The following is a 16,300-nucleotide window of genomic DNA, read 5'->3' as shown; positions in this document are numbered from 1 at the left end:
CTGGCGTCGCTGCTGCGCGCTCAGGCGGCACGACACGGCTGCGCGCAGAGCGCACAGCCTTTTCATCCGCACGTTACCCTGCTGCGCCACGCCACACAGCGCATTGTGCTGCCGCCGCGCGGGTTTCACTGGCAGATGGAAGCGACCCGGTTTGCGCTCTGTTCATCGCTCTTTTCCCGCGGCCGTACGCGCTACAAAACCGTGGCGCGCTGGCCGCTCACTTCAGCCTGAGGATCCACCATGCAGTTTACTCTGCCGCTTAAGCCGGCTCGTCTGGTGGCGCGCTACAAGCGCTTTCTGGCTGACATCGTGACGCCTGAGGGCGACCTGCTGACCATCCACTGCGCCAACACCGGCGCCATGACCGGCTGCGCCACGCCCGGCGACACGGTGTGGTACTCCACGTCAGCCAGCACGACGCGCAAATATCCGCACAGCTGGGAGCTGACAGAGACGCAGTCGGGCCACTGGATCTGCGTTAATACGCTGCGCGCTAACCAGCTGGTGCAGGAGGCGCTGCAGCAGCATATTCCGGAATTATCCGGTTACACCCACTGCCGCAGCGAAGTGAAATATGGCACGGAAAAAAGCCGAATTGATTTCCTTCTGCAGGCAGAGGGCAGATCAAACTGCTATATTGAAGTCAAATCCGTCACCCTTTTACAGAATGGTAAAGGCTACTTTCCGGATGCGGTGACGGTCCGCGGACAGAAGCATCTGCGCGAACTCAGTGCAATCGCGGCAGAAGGTCATCGGGCCGTTTTGTTGTTTGCTGTTCTGCACACGGGGATTGAGGACGTTTCCCCGGCGCGCCATATCGACGCGCACTACGCAGAACTACTGGTACAGGCACAGCGCCGTGGCGTAGAAGTGTTTGCGTATCAGGCCACGCTTTCTCCTGAGCAGATGCAGCTCTCCCGACCGCTGCCGGTGGCAGCCTGCGCTGAGCTGTCATAATAGTGGCGATAAACTGTGTCAGGATGGAGCCGGAGGCGCGCTAAATACGCTTTTACTCACAGGCTTGTCAAGGTGTGTTCAGGAATAATTGCCAACCTTGATTGCTTCTGCTATTTATAGCGGCCTGTTTTTTTCCCTGATGGGAATCGATAAACCCAGAGCAGACAGGCCAGCCGTGCAGCAATCCTGCCGGGCAGTCTGAATCGCAACGGGTAGTGCGTGTTATCCAGGAGAAACAACATGCAAGAAGGGCAAAACCGTAAAACATCGTCCCTGAGTATCCTCGCCATCGCAGGTGTGGAGCCGTATCAGGAGAAACCGGGCGAAGAGTATATGAACGACGCCCAGTTAGGCCACTTCCGTAAGATTCTGGAAGCCTGGCGCAACCAACTCAGGGATGAAGTAGACCGTACTGTGTCACACATGCAGGACGAAGCTGCTAACTTCCCCGATCCGGTTGACCGTGCAGCGCAGGAAGAGGAGTTCAGCCTGGAACTGCGTAACCGCGATCGCGAGCGTAAGCTGATTAAGAAGATCGAGAAGACGCTGAAAAAAGTGGAAGATGACGACTTCGGCTACTGTGAATCCTGCGGTGTTGAAATCGGTATCCGCCGTCTGGAAGCGCGTCCGACTGCCGATCTTTGCATTGACTGCAAAACGCTGGCTGAGATCCGCGAGAAGCAGATGGCTGGCTGATGTCCATCCGCCTGTTCTCACCGCACAGCAGGGAAAATCAATCTTTCCCCGCCGTGCGGTGTATCTTCCAGTGACACCCTCTGCTATGTCCTCCTGTATTGGTCGCTTCGCCCCTTCGCCCTCCGGCGATCTTCATTTTGGTTCCCTGATTGCTGCACTCGGCAGTTATCTCAGCGCGCGTGCGCAGCAGGGCCGCTGGCTGGTGCGTATTGAAGATATCGATCCGCCACGTGAAGTACCGAGTGCTGCCACGCGCATTCTGCAGCAGCTGGAGCATTACGGGCTGGAGTGGGATGGTGAAGTGATGTGGCAGTCACAGCGGCATGATGCGTATCGGGCGGCGCTGGCCTGGTTGCGCACGCATCGTCAGAGCTATTTCTGCACCTGCAGTCGCCGGCGTATTCAGCAGCTGGGTGGGTATTACGATGGTTACTGTCGCGATCGCCAGCTCCCGCCGGATAACGCGGCGCTGCGCCTGCGCCAGCACGCGCCGGTCCGGCATTTTACCGATCGGCTGCGCGGGGAGCTGCTGGCGGATCCTCAGCTGGCGGAAGAGGATTTTATTATCCATCGCCGGGACGGGCTGTTCGCCTATAACCTGGCGGTGGTGGTCGACGATCATGACCAGGGCGTTACCGAAATTGTGCGCGGCGCGGATCTAATCGCCCCGACGGTGCGTCAGATTGCGCTCTATCAGCAGTTTGGCTGGACGCCGCCGGCATACCTGCATCTGCCGCTGGCGATCGCCGCTGACGGCAATAAACTCTCCAAGCAGAATCACGCCCCTGCCCTGCCCGCTGGCGATCCGCGTCCGCTGCTGGTGCAGGCGCTGCGCTTTCTCGGACAGCCGGCAGAAGAAGGCTGGCAGGATAGCCCGCTGGCGTTGCTGCTGAGCCAGGCCATTACGCGCTGGGCGCCGGCGCAGATCCCGTTACATGACGCGCTAAAGCCGGATGAAATGACAACGCCATTCCTAAATGGTTCGCAACAGGCTATGATTAGCCGCTGATTTTATTACCACCCATTTTTTGTCACTGTCGAGGTGTCCCATTTTTACCCGAGTCGCTAATTTTTGCCGGAGAGTCCTCAAGCGTGACGAGGAGGTGCCTGAAGAGGTGGAAGCTGAAAACCAGATGACCATCATTCCCCGGGAAAACCATAACATCTCACGCAAAGATATCAGCGAAAACGCCCTTAAGGTGCTCTATCGCCTGAATAAAGCAGGCTTTGAAGCTTACCTGGTCGGCGGGGGCGTACGCGACCTGCTACTGGGCAAAAAGCCGAAAGATTTCGACGTGACGACCAATGCCACGCCTGAGCAGATGCGCAAACTGTTCCGCAACTGCCGTCTGGTTGGCCGCCGTTTCCGTCTGGCGCACGTGATGTTTGGGCCGGAAGTGATCGAGGTGGCGACCTTCCGCGGCCATCATCAGGAAGAGAGCGAAGACGATCGCAACAGCTCGCAGCGCGGCCAGAACGGCATGCTGCTGCGCGACAATATTTTTGGCAGCATCGAAGATGATGCGCAGCGCCGCGATCTCACCATCAACAGCCTCTACTACAGCGTGGCAGATTTCACGGTCCGTGATTATGTGGGTGGCCTGCAGGATCTGCAGGAGGGCGTGGTACGCCTGATTGGCGATCCGGAGACGCGCTACCGTGAAGATCCGGTACGCATGCTGCGCGTGGTGCGCTTTGCCGCCAAACTCAATATGCAGATTGCGCCGGAAACCGCCGAGCCGATCCCGCGCCTGGCGACGCTGCTGAATGACGTTCCGCCCGCCCGCCTGTTTGAAGAGGCGCTGAAGCTGCTGCAGGCTGGCTATGGCTACCGCACCTGGCAGATGCTGTGTGAATATCAGCTCTTCCAGCCGCTGTTCCCGACCCTGGCGCGCCACTTTACCGAGCAAGGCGACAGCATGATGGAACGCATGCTGGCGCAGGTGCTGAAAAACACCGATACCCGGCTGCACAACGATTTGCGTGTCAATCCGGCGTTTCTGTTTGCCGCAATGTTCTGGTATCCGCAGCTGGAATCCGCTGAGCGTATCGCTCAGGAGAGCGGCCTGACCTACTATGACGCGTTTGCACTCTCCATGAATGATACGCTGGACGAGGCGTGCCGCGCGCTGGCGATCCCGAAACGCATTACCACCCTGGTCCGCGATATCTGGCAGCTGCAGCTGCGTATGTCGCGTCGCCACGGCAAACGCGCATGGAAGCTGATGGAGCATCCGAAATTCCGCGCCGCTTACGACCTGCTGGCGCTGCGTGCTGAAGTAGAAAAGAATCCGGAACTGCAGCGTCTCAGCCAGTGGTGGGGTGAATTCCAGGCCGCCGTTCCGGTCCAGCAGAAAACCATGCTGAACACGCTGGGGGACGATCCGCAGCCGCGCCGTAAACCGCGCCGTCCGCGCCGCCGCTCCACCGGTCCGCGTCGCGAACAGGGCAGCAGCAGCAACGCATCATGAATCGCGTCTATCTCGCCCTGGGCAGTAATCTTGCCGATCCGCTGCATCAGATTGATGCAGCGCTTGCGGCGCTCGATACGCTGCCGGAGACCTCCCGCGTGGCGACCTCATCGTTCTATCGTACGCCGCCCTATGGTCCGGCGGATCAGCCCGACTACCTGAACGCGGTAGTGGCGCTTGATACAGCGCTGCTGCCCGAGACGCTGCTGGATCACACCCAGCATATTGAGCTGGAACATGGCCGCGTGCGCAAAGCTGAGCGCTGGGGGCCGCGTACGCTCGATATCGATATCATGCTGTTTGGCAATCAGGTGATCCATACGCCGCGTTTAACCGTACCGCACTATGATATGCACAACCGGGCATTTATGCTGCTGCCGCTGCTGGAGATTGCGCCGGGTCTGCGCCTGCCCGATGGCCGTCCGCTGAGCGGCGTGCTCGCCACGCTGGACTGCAGCGAAATCACCCTCTGGTCCGTCTGACACGCGATAATTTCCTGCCGGTCATATCCCCCCTGCAAGCAATCCAGTACACTGCGCGCATCAGAAACGCCGGAGATTGCGATGAAACCAACCACTATCTCTCATCTGCGCCAGCTGAAAGCCAGCGGGCGCCGCTTTGCCACTCTTACCGCTTATGATTTCAGCTTTGCCCGCCTGTTTGCCGACGAAGGCATTCAGGTGATGCTGATTGGCGATTCACTGGGGATGACGGTGCAGGGGCATGACTCCACGCTGCCGGTCACGGTGGCTGATATCGCCTATCATACCGCCGCCGTGCGCCGTGGCGCGCCGCAGGCACTGATCATGGCTGACCTGCCCTTTATGAGCTATGCCACTCCGGAGCAGACTTTCGCCTCTGCCGCGCAGCTGATGCGCGCCGGTGCCAACATGGTCAAACTGGAAGGGGGTGCGTGGCTGGCGGAGAGTGTACGCATGCTGACCGAGCGCGCCGTACCGGTCTGTGGCCATCTGGGCCTGACGCCGCAGTCGGTAAATATTTTTGGCGGCTACAAAGTGCAGGGCCGTGATGAGGCGGACGCTGAACGCCTGCTGGCCGATGCCCTGGCGCTGGAAGCCGCTGGCGCACAGCTGATGGTACTGGAGTGCGTGCCGGTCGGGCTGGCGGCGCGCATCACCCAGGCGCTGACCATTCCGGTGATCGGCATCGGCGCAGGTAACGTCACCGATGGCCAGATTCTGGTGATGCATGACGCCTTTGGCATCACCGGTGGCCACATTCCAAAATTTGCCAAAAATTTCCTCGCCGAAACCGGCGACATTCGCGCGGCAATTCGCCAGTATATTGCCGACGTTGAGGCTGGCACCTATCCTGCCGCCGAACACAGCTTCTTCTGAATCCGGAGATTTATCGTGTTGATCATTGAAACGCTGCCGATGCTACGCCGCGAGATCCGTCGCTGGCGCCAGGCGGGCCAACGTATCGCCCTGGTGCCCACGATGGGCAATCTGCATGATGGCCACCTGACGCTGGTTGATGAAGCGCGCCAGCGGGCTGATGTGGTCGTGGTCTCGGTGTTTGTTAATCCGATGCAGTTTGACCGCGCGGATGACCTTGCACGCTATCCGCGCACGCTGCAGGACGATTGCGAAAAGCTTAACCGTCACGGTGTGGATTTGGTATTTGCACCGGCACCGCAGACGATCTATCCGCAGGGTACAGAGAACCAGACGTTTGTTGAGGTGCCGGTGCTCTCTGCGCTGCTGGAGGGTGCCAGCCGGCCGGGCCACTTCCGCGGTGTCGCCACGGTTGTCAGCAAACTGTTCAACCTGGTGCAGCCTGACGTCGCCTGTTTTGGCGAAAAGGACTTTCAGCAGCTGGCGATCATACGCAAACTGGTTGCGGATATGGGCTTTGATATCGACATCGTTGGCGTGCCCACCGTGCGGGCGAAAGATGGGCTGGCGCTGAGTTCGCGCAATGGCTATCTTACTGCCGATGAACGCAGGCTGGCACCGGGTCTGAGCCAGGTTATGCAGAGTATGGCGGAGCGCCTCAGCAACGGCGAACGCCACATTGATGAGATTATTGAACAGGCGAACGCCGCGCTGCAGGAAAAGGGGTTTCGTCCTGACGGGCTGGCAATCTGCGATGCCGTTACGCTGCAGCCGCTGACGGTGGAGAGCCAGCGCGCGGTGATCCTGATGGCCGCCTGGCTGGGCAACGCGCGTCTGATTGATAACCAGCAAGTGGATCTGATGGCGTAAGCCGTCGTTTAAACAGCACCTTAAGGGTATACCGCGATGATTCGTACTGTTCTGCAGGGCAAACTGCACCGCGTCAAAGTCACGCAGGCCGATCTGCACTATGAAGGCTCCTGCGCGATCGATCAGGATTTCCTGGATGCTGCCGGCATTCTGCAATATGAAGCGATCGATATTTACAACGTGACCAACGGCCAGCGTTTCTCCACCTACGCCATCTCCGCCGAGCGGGGATCAAAAATTATCTCCGTAAACGGTGCTGCCGCGCGCTGCGCCTGTGCCGGAGACATCATGATTATCTGCTCTTACGTGCAGGTAGAGGATGAAGTGGCGCGCAGCTGGCAGCCAAAGGTGGCCTATTTTGAGGGCGATAATGAGATGAAACGTCTTGCCCGGGCGCTGCCGGTTCAGGTTGCGTAGCGTTCAGCCATATTACGCTGAGCTGCCAGAAACAACAGGGGCGCCCTTCCGGCGCCCCTGTTTATTATCCTGCTAAATAAGATTCAGGTGCGTAAGCCGCGACCGCGCTGGATCAGCGTATACACCAGCACATAAAACACCACGATAAACGCTAACAGCACCGACAGCGTAAACACCAGCGGCACATCGTTAATGCCGAGGAAGCCGTACCGGAAGCCGCTGATCATATACACCACCGGATTCAGCTTCGAGACTGCCTGCCAGAATGGCGGCAGCAGCGCCAGCGAATAGAAGACGCCGCCCAGATAAGTCAGCGGCGTCAGCACAAAGGTCGGGATCAGGCTGATATCATCAAACGTGCGGGCGAACACCGCGTTGAGCAGACCCGCCAGCGAAAAGAGCACCGCGGTCAGCAGCAGAGTGATGGCAACCATTGGCCAGGAGAAAACGTGGAACGGCACAAAGAAGAGCGAGACCGCCGTCACCAGGATCCCCACGCAGACGCCACGCGCCACGCCGCCGCCGACATAGCCGGCAATGATGATGTGGGTCGGCACCGGTGCCACCAGCAGCTCTTCAATATTGCGCTGGAATTTTGCGCTGAAAAAAGAGGAGGCGACGTTAGCATAGGCGTTGGTGATCACCGACATCATAATCAGGCCCGGCACGATAAACTGCATATAGCTGAAGCCGTGCATGTCGCCAATGCGTGAACCAATCAGGTTACCGAAAATAATAAAGTAGAGCGTCATGGTGATCACCGGCGGGACCAGCGTCTGGATCCAGATGCGGGCAAACCGGTTAATCTCTTTGCTCCAGATACTCTTTAACGCGACCCAATAAAGATGCGTCATGCTCTGCCTCCTGCTTTACCCTGTGTCAGTCCCACAAACAGCTCTTCCAGCCGGTTTGCCTTGTTACGCATGCTCAGCACCTGTACGCCCTGCGCGCTCAGCTGACTGAATACGCTGTTAAGCCCCTGCTCACGCATCACTTCCACTTCCAGCGTCGAGGTATCCACCAGGCGATACTGAAAGCCCTCCAGCTGCGGCAGCGCGCTGCGCGGGGCGAGATCGAGAATAAAGGTTTCCGATTTCAGTTTAGAGAGCAGGCCTTTCATGGAGGTATTCTCCACCAGTTCGCCGCTCTGAATAATGCCGATATTGCGACACAGCATCTCTGCCTCTTCCAGATAGTGCGTGGTGAGGATAATCGTGGTGCCTTTCGCATTCAGCTCTTTCAGAAACACCCACATGGAGCGGCGCAGCTCAATATCCACACCGGCCGTTGGCTCATCCAGAATCAGCAGCTTGGGCTCATGCATCAGCGCACGCGCAATCATCAGGCGGCGCTTCATACCGCCTGAAAGCATGCGGGCGCGCTCATTGCGTTTGCCCCACAGATCGAGCTGGTTAAGATACTTCTCCGCACGTTTGTTCGCCTCTGCCCGCTCCACGCCGTAATAGCCTGCCTGGTTTACGACGATCTGCATCACGGTTTCAAACGGGTTAAAGTTGAACTCCTGCGGCACCAGCCCGAGCTGGCGCTTGGCATTGACCACATCTTTTTGCAGGTCGTAACCAAATACCCGAACGCTGCCGCCAGATTTATTGACCAGTGAGCTGATAATCCCAATGGTGGTCGATTTGCCGGCGCCGTTGGGTCCCAGCAGAGCGTAAAAATCGCCCGCTTCTACGTTCAGATCGAGACCTTTCAGCGCCTGTACGCCGCCGGGATAGGTCTTGGTCAGCCCGGAAAGTTCCAGTGCATAAGTCATTGCGAGTCCATATCCTGTTGTTGTGACATCAAAGCCTGATGAAAATGATAGTGCGCCCGCGCCAGACGTGCGGCGAATTCAGCAGAATTTGTGTTGAAATCAGACGTGGTGCGCCTGCGGGGAGCGCATGACGCGCTGTATCGTGCAGAAAAGTGCATCAGGCCCGCAAGTCAGTCACTTACGGGCGGCTGATTCTATCCCGGAACGGCCAAAATGACCCAGGTAGATTGTGCGGTTATGCGTCCTGCATGGTGACTTTGCCGATATAAGGCAGATGACGATAGCGCTGCGCGTAGTCGATGCCAAAGCCCACGACAAACTCATCGGGAATGGTAAAGCCGACATATTCGACCGGCACCTCAACTTCACGACGCTCGGGTTTATCCAGCAGCGTGCAGATGGCCAGCGATTTTGGCTCACGCAGGCGCAGGATCTCACGCACTTTGCTCAGCGTGTTGCCGGAGTCGATGATATCTTCCACGATCAGCACATCTTTACCGCGAATATCTTCATCGAGATCTTTCAGGATTTTGACGTCGCGTGACGACGACATGCCGCTGCCGTAGCTGGAGGCGGTCATAAAGTCGACCTCATGCGGAACATCAATCGCCCGACACAGATCGGCCATAAACATAAAGGAGCCGCGCAGCAGACCAACCAGCACCATCTCGCTGCCGCTGTCGCGGTAGGCTTCACTGATCTGTTTGCCCAGCTCGGCAATACGGGTTGCAATCTCCTCCCGGGAGATCATCACATCAACGGTGTGTTTCATTGCGTTCGCCTGGTTAAGGTTTTCAGAAAGCTCCGCAGTCTATCACAATGCGCCTGATGGCTAACCGCGCCCGCAAAACGCAAACGATTACGTAGCAAAATTTCCCGCGATGGCATTAACTCTATAGCAGGGTTTACGCGCTTTATCCTGATTCAGCCGGAGCTGCTATGGCAAACTCATCCAGCAATAAAGAACCTTCCGATCGGCGCACGCTGCATCCGGAAACGCAGATGCTCAATTACGGTTACGATCCGCGGCTGTCAGAAGGCGCGGTAAAACCGCCGGTGTTTCTTACCTCAACCTTTGTTTTCAACAGTGCCGAAGAGGGCAAAGATTTTTTTGATTATGTATCGGGTCGCCGTCAGCCGCCTGCTGGTCAGAGCGGCGGGCTGGTCTATTCACGCTTTAACCATCCCAACAGCGAAATCGTTGAAGATCGTCTGGCGATCTATGAAGGCGCTGAGAGCGCGGTGCTCTTCTCTTCCGGTATGTCAGCCATTGCCACTACGCTGCTTGCGTTTGCGCGGCCGGGCGAGATGATCCTGCATTCACAGCCGCTGTATGGCGGCACAGAAACGCTGCTGAGCAAGACGCTGCACGATCTGGAAATTAAAGCCGTAGGGTTCAGCGAGGGTACGGATGAAGATAAGGTTTATGAGGCGGCGAAGCTGGCGTGGCAGCGTGGCCGGGTCGCCCTGATCCTGATCGAGACGCCAGCCAACCCCACCAACAGCCTGGTGGATATCCGGCTTATTGCGCAGGTGGCGGATGTCATTGCACAGCAGCAGGGTTCGCGTCCGGTTATCGCCTGCGATAATACGCTGCTGGGGCCGCTGTTTCAGCATCCGCTGCAGCATGGCGCAGATATCTCGCTCTATTCGCTGACCAAATATGTGGGCGGCCACTCCGACCTTATCGCCGGCGCCGCGCTGGGCAGCCGGACGCTGATGAAATCTGTGCGCGCGCTGCGCAGCGCGATCGGCACGCAGCTCGACCCGCACTCAAGCTGGATGATTGGCCGTTCGCTGGAGACGCTGGCGCTGCGCATGGAGAAAGCCGCCGCAAATGCGGAACGGGTCGCCGCATTCCTGCGCGACCGGCCTCAGGTCGCGGCGCTGTTCTGGCTGCCCTATCTTGACGCACAGAGTGCGGCCGGAGAAACGTACCGGCGTCAGTGCAGCGGCGCCGGCTCGACCTTCTCCTTTGATATTCAGGGCGGTGAACCTGCGGCTTTCCGCTTTCTCAACGCGCTGACGCTGTTTAAGCTGGCGGTAAGCCTGGGCGGCACCGAGTCGCTCGCCAGCCATCCGGCCAGCACCACCCACTCTGGCGTGCCGCTGGCGGTACGTCAGCGCATTGGCATCAGCGACGCGACGGTGCGCCTGTCGATCGGGATTGAGCATCCGGACGACCTGATTGCGGATATCAGCCAGGCGCTGGAGGCGGCAGACGGCGGCTGACGCCGAGCGGCTCAGATGCCGCCCTTGCGGTCGTCTGGCTCGCTACGCGACCGTGAAGCCGAGCATCATGCCGGTATCTTCGTGCTCCAGCAGATGGCAGTGTGCCATATAGGCATGCTCCGCGCTGGCGGCATAGTCGAACCGCACTAAGACTTCGCTGCGCCAGCCGTTGACGTTAACCATATCTTTCCAGCCGGCACGATGCGCGGCAGGCGGCTTGCCGTTTTCTGACAGGATACGGAACTGTGCACCGTGAATATGGAACGGATGCAGCATCGCATCGCCCTCGCCTGAAATCGTCCACTTCTCGGTTTTACCCAGTGGCACGGCAAACATCGGCTTCTGCATGTTAAACGCTTCACCGTTGATCTTATTGCCGTGGTGAAAATCGTATGCGGCAGCGTCGTGCGCACCGTGATCCATCGGCATCGCGCCATGTTCGCTCTGTTCCATTGGCATGGCATCGTGTCCGCTGTGCGTCTCTGCCGCGCCATGGTCTGCCGCGCCCCCCATCGCCTGATGGCCATAACGATCCATCAGCGCCTGCATCCCCTGCTTATCCAGCTGCGGATCCATCATCAGCTGCAGCCAGCGGTTCTGTACGCCGTCACTGGCAGGCAGCGGCGGCAGATCCACCAGGGTGTCCGGCAGCGTCCCGCTCGCCATAATGCGCAGCGGCAGGATCTGCACCAGCGGCAGTGGCCGATCAAATGGCGGCAGCGTCATCCCCATCTGCGTCACCGGCAGCGTGACGATATCAAAAGGCTGCCCGTCAGAGGTATCGATCAGCACCTCAAAGCGCTCGCCCGGCAGCAGTGACAGCGACGTCACCTGTACCGGTTCAGCGAGCAGTCCGCCATCGCTGCCCACCACATAGACTGGTCGTTTATCGCTGGTGGCGATCTCCAGCGAGCGGGCGTTACAGCCGTTAAGCAGCCGCAGCCGCAGCCAGCCGCGCGGCACGGCGTGCTGCGGATACTGCACGCCGTTGGTCAGCATCATATCGCCAAACCAGCCTACCGCCGCGCGCATCACATCCAGCTGATAATCGATATGCGTGCCGGCGCTGTTAAGCTGTTTATCCTGGAAAATCAGCGGTACGTCATCGGCTCCCCACTGCATCGGCAGACGCAGCTTGCCGGACGCTTCATCCTCCAGCAGCACCAGCCCGGCTAATCCCTGCGCCACCTGATGACCGGTTTTGCCGTGCAGATGCGGATGAAACCAGCAGGTCGCCGCCGGCTGAGCGGGGGTAAAGCTCACCTGCCGCGTGGCACCGGGCGCGATAATCGCCTGCGGGCCTCCATCCACGTCCCCCGGGATAGCCAGGCCGTGCCAGTGTACGGTGGTCGCTTCCGGCAGCCGGTTATGAATATTGACCGTGACGCGCTTCTCCCGCTGCAGGCGCAGAACCGGCCCGAGCAGGCTGCCGTTATAGCCCCATGTCGGCACCGCTTTATCCTGCCACTGCGTGCTGCCCGTCATGGCGGTAAGGCTGTAGTGACCGCGCGCATCTGGCTCAAGCAGCGCAGGGATCGGCAGCAGCGGCCGCGTAGCCGCCATCAGTGAGCGGCTCCATAGCGGCAGTGCGCCTGCCGCGCTGAGCGCCGCGGTCAGTTTGAGAAAAGTGCGACGTTGCATACGCATATCCTTGTGATAATGAGGCACCCAGCCTAAACCCTGCCCCTGCGGGAGGGTCAAGTGCCGGGCAGCAAAATAGTAGCCTGCCCGTCGCCGGGGTAAAAGAAGCGGAATCCGGACGGTAACTGTGCTAACGTCAATGGATTGTCCTTTGCTGAGAACCATTATGACAAAAAGCATTAAGATCCTGCTGCTGGCGGGACTCTTTGGCTTCTCCACCAGCAGTTTTGCGCTGAGCGAGTCTGAAGCGGAAGATCTGGCTGACCTGACGGCGGTCTTTGTCTATCTGAAAAACGACTGCGGCTACCAGGCGCTGCCGGATGCACAAATTCGCAAAGCGCTGGTGTTTTTTGCCCAGCAGAACCGCTGGGATTTGAGCAACTACAGCAGCTACAACATGAAAGCGCTGGGCGAAGAGAGCTATAAAGATCTGAGCGGCATTGCAATCAATAACGATAAAAAGTGCAAATCGCTGGCGCGTGATTCACTGAGCCTGCTGGCCTACGTTAAGTAAGAATGGATCATGTGGCGCGGTGCCGGTTATCTGCCCGCCATAAACTGCCGGTAAGCCGCGATGACCGCCAGAAAGTCCTCCACGCCGCAGAACGAGAGACTCTCTTCATCGTAGTAGGCCATGCCCTCTTCCAGCCCCTCATCCTCAAGCGCCAGCTGGTTAGCGCGGATCATAACCTCTTCTTCATCCAGCCACAGCGTGTACTCATGTCCGATACGCTGCCACTGCTGATGGGTGCCTTTTACCGCACGCGCCGCCGCCTCCACTTCATCCAGCAGCCCGGCGTTGTCGCGGACCTCTTCGTTAAACCAGTGGCCTACCGCTTCGTGATCCATCGACATGCGCACCCTGACCTGGCCGGTGATATCGCGTAAAAATTCATACTCCATTGGGTTACCTCATACCAGTAGCGCGCCGGACTGCACGTTTATGTGCATTCTGAGCGCAGCGCGCGTAATAAAGTGGGATCGCGCTCGCATTATGCCGGGAGTGCCGCCGGTAAAAAAGGCATAAAAAAAGGGGGATGATTTGCATCATCCCCCCCGATTTACCCGTCGCGTTATACGGCGGTCTGGAAAATCACGCTGTCCGCTTTCGCGGTATATTGACCCAGCTGGTCAAAGTTGAGATAGCGATAGGTGTCGCCGGCCGTTTTATCCACCTGCACCATAAACTGCTGATACTCGTCCGGCGTTGGCAGTTTGCCAAGCAGCGAAGCGACGGCAGCCAGCTCGGCTGATGCCAGGAAGACGTTGGCGCCGTTACCCAGACGGTTCGGGAAGTTACGGGTCGACGTGGAGACCACCGTCGCACCGTCCTGCACGCGTGCCTGGTTACCCATGCAGAGCGAACAGCCCGGGATCTCAATACGCGCACCGCTTTTACCAAAGACGCTGTAGTAGCCCTCTTCGGTAAGCTGCGCCGCATCCATCTTGGTTGGCGGAGCCACCCAGAGACGCGTCGGCAGCTGGCCCTTATGCGCGTCCAGCAGCTTACCGGCCGCGCGGAAGTGACCGATATTGGTCATGCAGGAGCCGATAAACACTTCGTCAATCTTCTCGCCCTGCACGTCAGAGAGCCAGCGCGCATCATCCGGATCGTTTGGTGCACACAGAATCGGCTCTTTGATATCCGCCAGATCGATCTCGATCACCGCAGCGTATTCTGCATCTGCATCGCCTTCCAGCAGCTGCGGATCGGCCAGCCATTTCTCCATGCCCTCAACGCGGCGCTCCAGCGTACGGCGATCGCCGTAGCCTTCCGAGATCATCCACTTCAGCAGGACGATGTTGGAGTTCAGGTACTCGATGATCGGCGCTTTATCCAGCTTGATGGTACAACCGGCAGCAGAACGCTCAGCGGAGGCATCAGACAGCTCAAAAGCCTGCTCAACTTTCAGATCCGGCAGACCTTCGATCTCCAGAATACGGCCGGAGAAGATGTTTTTCTTGCCCTTCTTCTCTACCGTCAGCAGGCCCTGCTTAATCGCGTACAGCGGGATAGCGTGTACCAGATCGCGCAGCGTAATGCCCGGCTGCATGGTGCCCTTAAAGCGCACCAGCACCGATTCCGGCATATCGAGCGGCATCACGCCAGTCGCAGCGGCAAACGCCACCAGGCCGGAACCCGCCGGGAAAGAGATGCCAATCGGGAAGCGGGTGTGTGAGTCACCGCCGGTGCCAACGGTATCCGGCAGCAGCATACGGTTCAGCCAGCTGTGAATAATACCATCGCCCGGACGCAGCGAGACGCCACCGCGGTTCATGATGAAATCCGGCAGCGTATGGTGCGTGGTCACATCAACCGGCTTCGGATAGGCCGCGGTGTGGCAGAAGGATTGCATCACCAGATCGGCGGAGAAGCCGAGGCACGCCAGGTCCTTCAGCTCATCGCGCGTCATCGGACCGGTGGTATCCTGTGAACCCACAGAGGTCATCTTCGGCTCGCAGTACGCGCCCGGACGAATACCCTCAACGCCACAGGCGCGGCCCACCATCTTCTGCGCCAGCGAGTAGCCGCGCGTGCTGGTGGCGATATCTTTCGCCTGCACAAAGACGTCGCTTGCCGGCAGGCCGAGTGACTCGCGTGCTTTCGTCGTCAGGCCGCGACCGATAATCAGCGGAATACGGCCGCCGGCGCGGACTTCATCCAGCAGCACATCGGTTTTCAGTTCAAAGGTTGCCAGCAGTTCATTGGTTTCGTGACTGCGGACTTCGCCTTTATACGGGTAAACGTCAATCACATCGCCCATGTTCAGGCCCTCAACATCCAGTTCGATCGGCAGCGCGCCGGCATCTTCCATGGTGTTGAAGAAAATTGGGGCAATTTTACCGCCTAGGCAGAGACCGCCGCCCTTTTTGTTCGGCACGTACGGGATATCTTCACCCATAAACCACAGCACCGAGTTGGTGGCGGATTTACGTGATGAGCCGGTACCCACGACGTCGCCGACATACGTCAGCGGGAAGCCTTTCTGCTGCAGCGCCTGAATCTGTTTAATCGGGCCAATGTTGCCCGCCTCGTCTGGCTCAATACCATCACGCGGGTTTTTCAGCATCGCCAGCGCATGCAGTGGAATATCCGGGCGCGACCACGCATCCGGCGCCGGAGAGAGGTCGTCGGTGTTGGTTTCGCCGGTCACTTTGAACACGGTGGTGGTGATTTTTTCAGCCAGCTTAGGACGCTTCAGGAACCACTCGGCATCAGCCCAGGATTGCAGGATTTTTTTTGCGTGGGCGTTACCCGCTTTGGCTTTCTCTTCCACATCGTAGAAGTTGTCGAACATCAGCAGCGTATGGGACAGCGCTTCAGCGGCAATCGGTGCCAGTGCTTCGTCGTCGAGCGCTTCAATCAGCGCGTGGATATTATAGCCACCCTGCATGGTGCCCAGCAGTTCAACAGCTTTCTCGCGCGTAACCAGAGGAGAGTGGGCTTCGCCCGTTGCGACAGCAGCCAGGAAACCGGCTTTAACATAGGCGGCTTCATCAACGCCTGGCGGGACGCGGTTAACCAGCAGGTCAACCAGAAATTCTTCTTCACCCGCAGGCGGGCTTTTCAGCAGTTCAACCAGCGCGGCCATCTGGGAAGCATCTAACGGCTTAGGTACGATTCCCTGGGCAGCACGCTCGGCAACGTGCTTACGGTATTCTTCTAGCACGACGTTCTCCTCGCTCTCATTGTATAGCTTTCCGGTACACCTTGATGCTGTTAAACAGTAGGGTGAGGTGCCCGGTTCTGCGTCGGCCAGCATAGCAGGATTTCGCCTGATTGTTAATCTGTTTACAAAAAAGCAACATCCAGCCAATTTCCGGCATAACTGTCCGGGTATTCCCCTGCAGACGGAAAAAAAAGCGGCAGATATGCGGCA

At 58.6% G+C, this 16,300-nt stretch carries 17 protein-coding genes; 11 read left to right on the top strand and 6 right to left on the bottom strand.

The window, feature by feature from the left end:
• From HA43_RS01270 to panD, 9 genes are all read left to right on the top strand, one after another.
• On the top strand, positions 1 to 231 hold a 231-nt coding region (locus HA43_RS01270), incomplete at its 5' end, for a 2'-5' RNA ligase family protein (RefSeq protein ID WP_483243722.1).
• A 9-nt stretch (positions 232 to 240) separates the two neighbouring features.
• Positions 241 to 957, top strand: a complete 717-nt coding sequence (gene sfsA / locus HA43_RS01265; protein ID WP_094110748.1) for a DNA/RNA nuclease SfsA — start codon at positions 241 to 243, stop codon at positions 955 to 957.
• A gap of 240 nt (positions 958 to 1,197) precedes the next feature.
• Positions 1,198 to 1,653 (top strand): RNA polymerase-binding protein DksA, encoded by a 456-nt coding sequence (dksA, locus tag HA43_RS01260; protein WP_039382663.1) that lies wholly within the window; start codon positions 1,198 to 1,200, stop codon positions 1,651 to 1,653.
• Positions 1,654 to 1,738: 85 nt separating this feature from the next.
• Positions 1,739 to 2,662, top strand: a complete 924-nt coding sequence (gene gluQRS / locus HA43_RS01255) for a tRNA glutamyl-Q(34) synthetase GluQRS (protein ID WP_094110747.1) — start codon at positions 1,739 to 1,741, stop codon at positions 2,660 to 2,662.
• A 40-nt stretch (positions 2,663 to 2,702) separates the two neighbouring features.
• The gene (gene pcnB, locus HA43_RS01250; RefSeq protein ID WP_211279566.1) at positions 2,703 to 4,124 is read left to right on the top strand and encodes a polynucleotide adenylyltransferase PcnB; all 1,422 of its coding nucleotides are present in this window, start codon (positions 2,703 to 2,705) and stop codon (positions 4,122 to 4,124) included.
• The gene (gene folK / locus HA43_RS01245) at positions 4,121 to 4,606 is read left to right on the top strand and encodes a 2-amino-4-hydroxy-6-hydroxymethyldihydropteridine diphosphokinase (RefSeq protein WP_039382657.1); all 486 of its coding nucleotides are present in this window, start codon (positions 4,121 to 4,123) and stop codon (positions 4,604 to 4,606) included. The genes pcnB and folK overlap by 4 nt, the downstream gene beginning before the upstream one ends.
• Before the next feature lie 81 nt (positions 4,607 to 4,687).
• On the top strand, positions 4,688 to 5,482 hold the full coding sequence (gene panB / locus HA43_RS01240; protein WP_094110746.1) for a 3-methyl-2-oxobutanoate hydroxymethyltransferase: 795 nt from the start codon (positions 4,688 to 4,690) through the stop codon (positions 5,480 to 5,482).
• A 15-nt stretch (positions 5,483 to 5,497) separates the two neighbouring features.
• Positions 5,498 to 6,352, top strand: coding sequence for a pantoate--beta-alanine ligase (panC, locus tag HA43_RS01235; RefSeq protein ID WP_094110745.1), 855 nt, complete (start codon positions 5,498 to 5,500; stop codon positions 6,350 to 6,352).
• Between the two features lie 36 nt (positions 6,353 to 6,388).
• Complete coding sequence (gene panD, locus HA43_RS01230; protein WP_094110744.1) at positions 6,389 to 6,769, top strand: aspartate 1-decarboxylase; 381 nt, start codon at positions 6,389 to 6,391, stop codon at positions 6,767 to 6,769.
• Positions 6,770 to 6,852: 83 nt separating this feature from the next.
• Here panD and HA43_RS01225 read toward each other — a convergent pair whose 3' ends face one another.
• From HA43_RS01225 to hpt, 3 genes are all read right to left on the bottom strand, one after another.
• Positions 6,853 to 7,623, bottom strand: a complete 771-nt coding sequence (locus HA43_RS01225; RefSeq protein ID WP_039382646.1) for an ABC transporter permease — start codon at positions 7,621 to 7,623, stop codon at positions 6,853 to 6,855.
• On the bottom strand, positions 7,620 to 8,546 hold the full coding sequence (locus HA43_RS01220) for an ABC transporter ATP-binding protein (protein ID WP_039382642.1): 927 nt from the start codon (positions 8,544 to 8,546) through the stop codon (positions 7,620 to 7,622). Before HA43_RS01220 ends, HA43_RS01225 begins: the two co-directional genes overlap by 4 nt.
• A gap of 235 nt (positions 8,547 to 8,781) precedes the next feature.
• Positions 8,782 to 9,318 (bottom strand): hypoxanthine phosphoribosyltransferase, encoded by a 537-nt coding sequence (hpt, locus tag HA43_RS01215; RefSeq protein ID WP_094110743.1) that lies wholly within the window; start codon positions 9,316 to 9,318, stop codon positions 8,782 to 8,784.
• 167 nt (positions 9,319 to 9,485) lie between these two features.
• On the opposite strand from hpt, the gene HA43_RS01210 reads away from it, so the two are divergent.
• Positions 9,486 to 10,778: a cystathionine gamma-synthase family protein gene (locus tag HA43_RS01210; RefSeq protein ID WP_094110742.1), complete on the top strand. Its 1,293-nt coding sequence runs from the start codon at positions 9,486 to 9,488 to the stop codon at positions 10,776 to 10,778.
• Between the two features lie 42 nt (positions 10,779 to 10,820).
• On the opposite strand, the gene cueO is transcribed toward HA43_RS01210, so the two are convergent.
• The gene (gene cueO, locus HA43_RS01205) at positions 10,821 to 12,419 is read right to left on the bottom strand and encodes a multicopper oxidase CueO (protein WP_094110741.1); all 1,599 of its coding nucleotides are present in this window, start codon (positions 12,417 to 12,419) and stop codon (positions 10,821 to 10,823) included.
• 166 nt (positions 12,420 to 12,585) lie between these two features.
• Between cueO and HA43_RS01200 the strand changes: the two genes are divergently transcribed.
• Positions 12,586 to 12,933 (top strand): YacC family pilotin-like protein, encoded by a 348-nt coding sequence (locus HA43_RS01200; protein WP_039382635.1) that lies wholly within the window; start codon positions 12,586 to 12,588, stop codon positions 12,931 to 12,933.
• 26 nt (positions 12,934 to 12,959) lie between these two features.
• Here HA43_RS01200 and yacL read toward each other — a convergent pair whose 3' ends face one another.
• Both yacL and acnB read right to left on the bottom strand, forming a co-directional pair.
• Positions 12,960 to 13,322, bottom strand: a complete 363-nt coding sequence (yacL, locus tag HA43_RS01195) for a protein YacL (protein WP_094110740.1) — start codon at positions 13,320 to 13,322, stop codon at positions 12,960 to 12,962.
• Between the two features lie 170 nt (positions 13,323 to 13,492).
• Positions 13,493 to 16,090: a bifunctional aconitate hydratase 2/2-methylisocitrate dehydratase gene (gene acnB / locus HA43_RS01190; RefSeq protein WP_094110739.1), complete on the bottom strand. Its 2,598-nt coding sequence runs from the start codon at positions 16,088 to 16,090 to the stop codon at positions 13,493 to 13,495.
• Positions 16,091 to 16,300: the final 210 nt, after the last annotated feature.

Origin of the sequence: Pantoea eucrina, from assembly GCF_002095385.1 — a bacterium.
Taxonomy (GTDB): Bacteria; Pseudomonadota; Gammaproteobacteria; order Enterobacterales; family Enterobacteriaceae; genus Pantoea; species Pantoea eucrina.
Note: the sequence above shows the minus strand (reverse complement) of the source record. Positions and strands in the feature narration are given on the sequence as shown.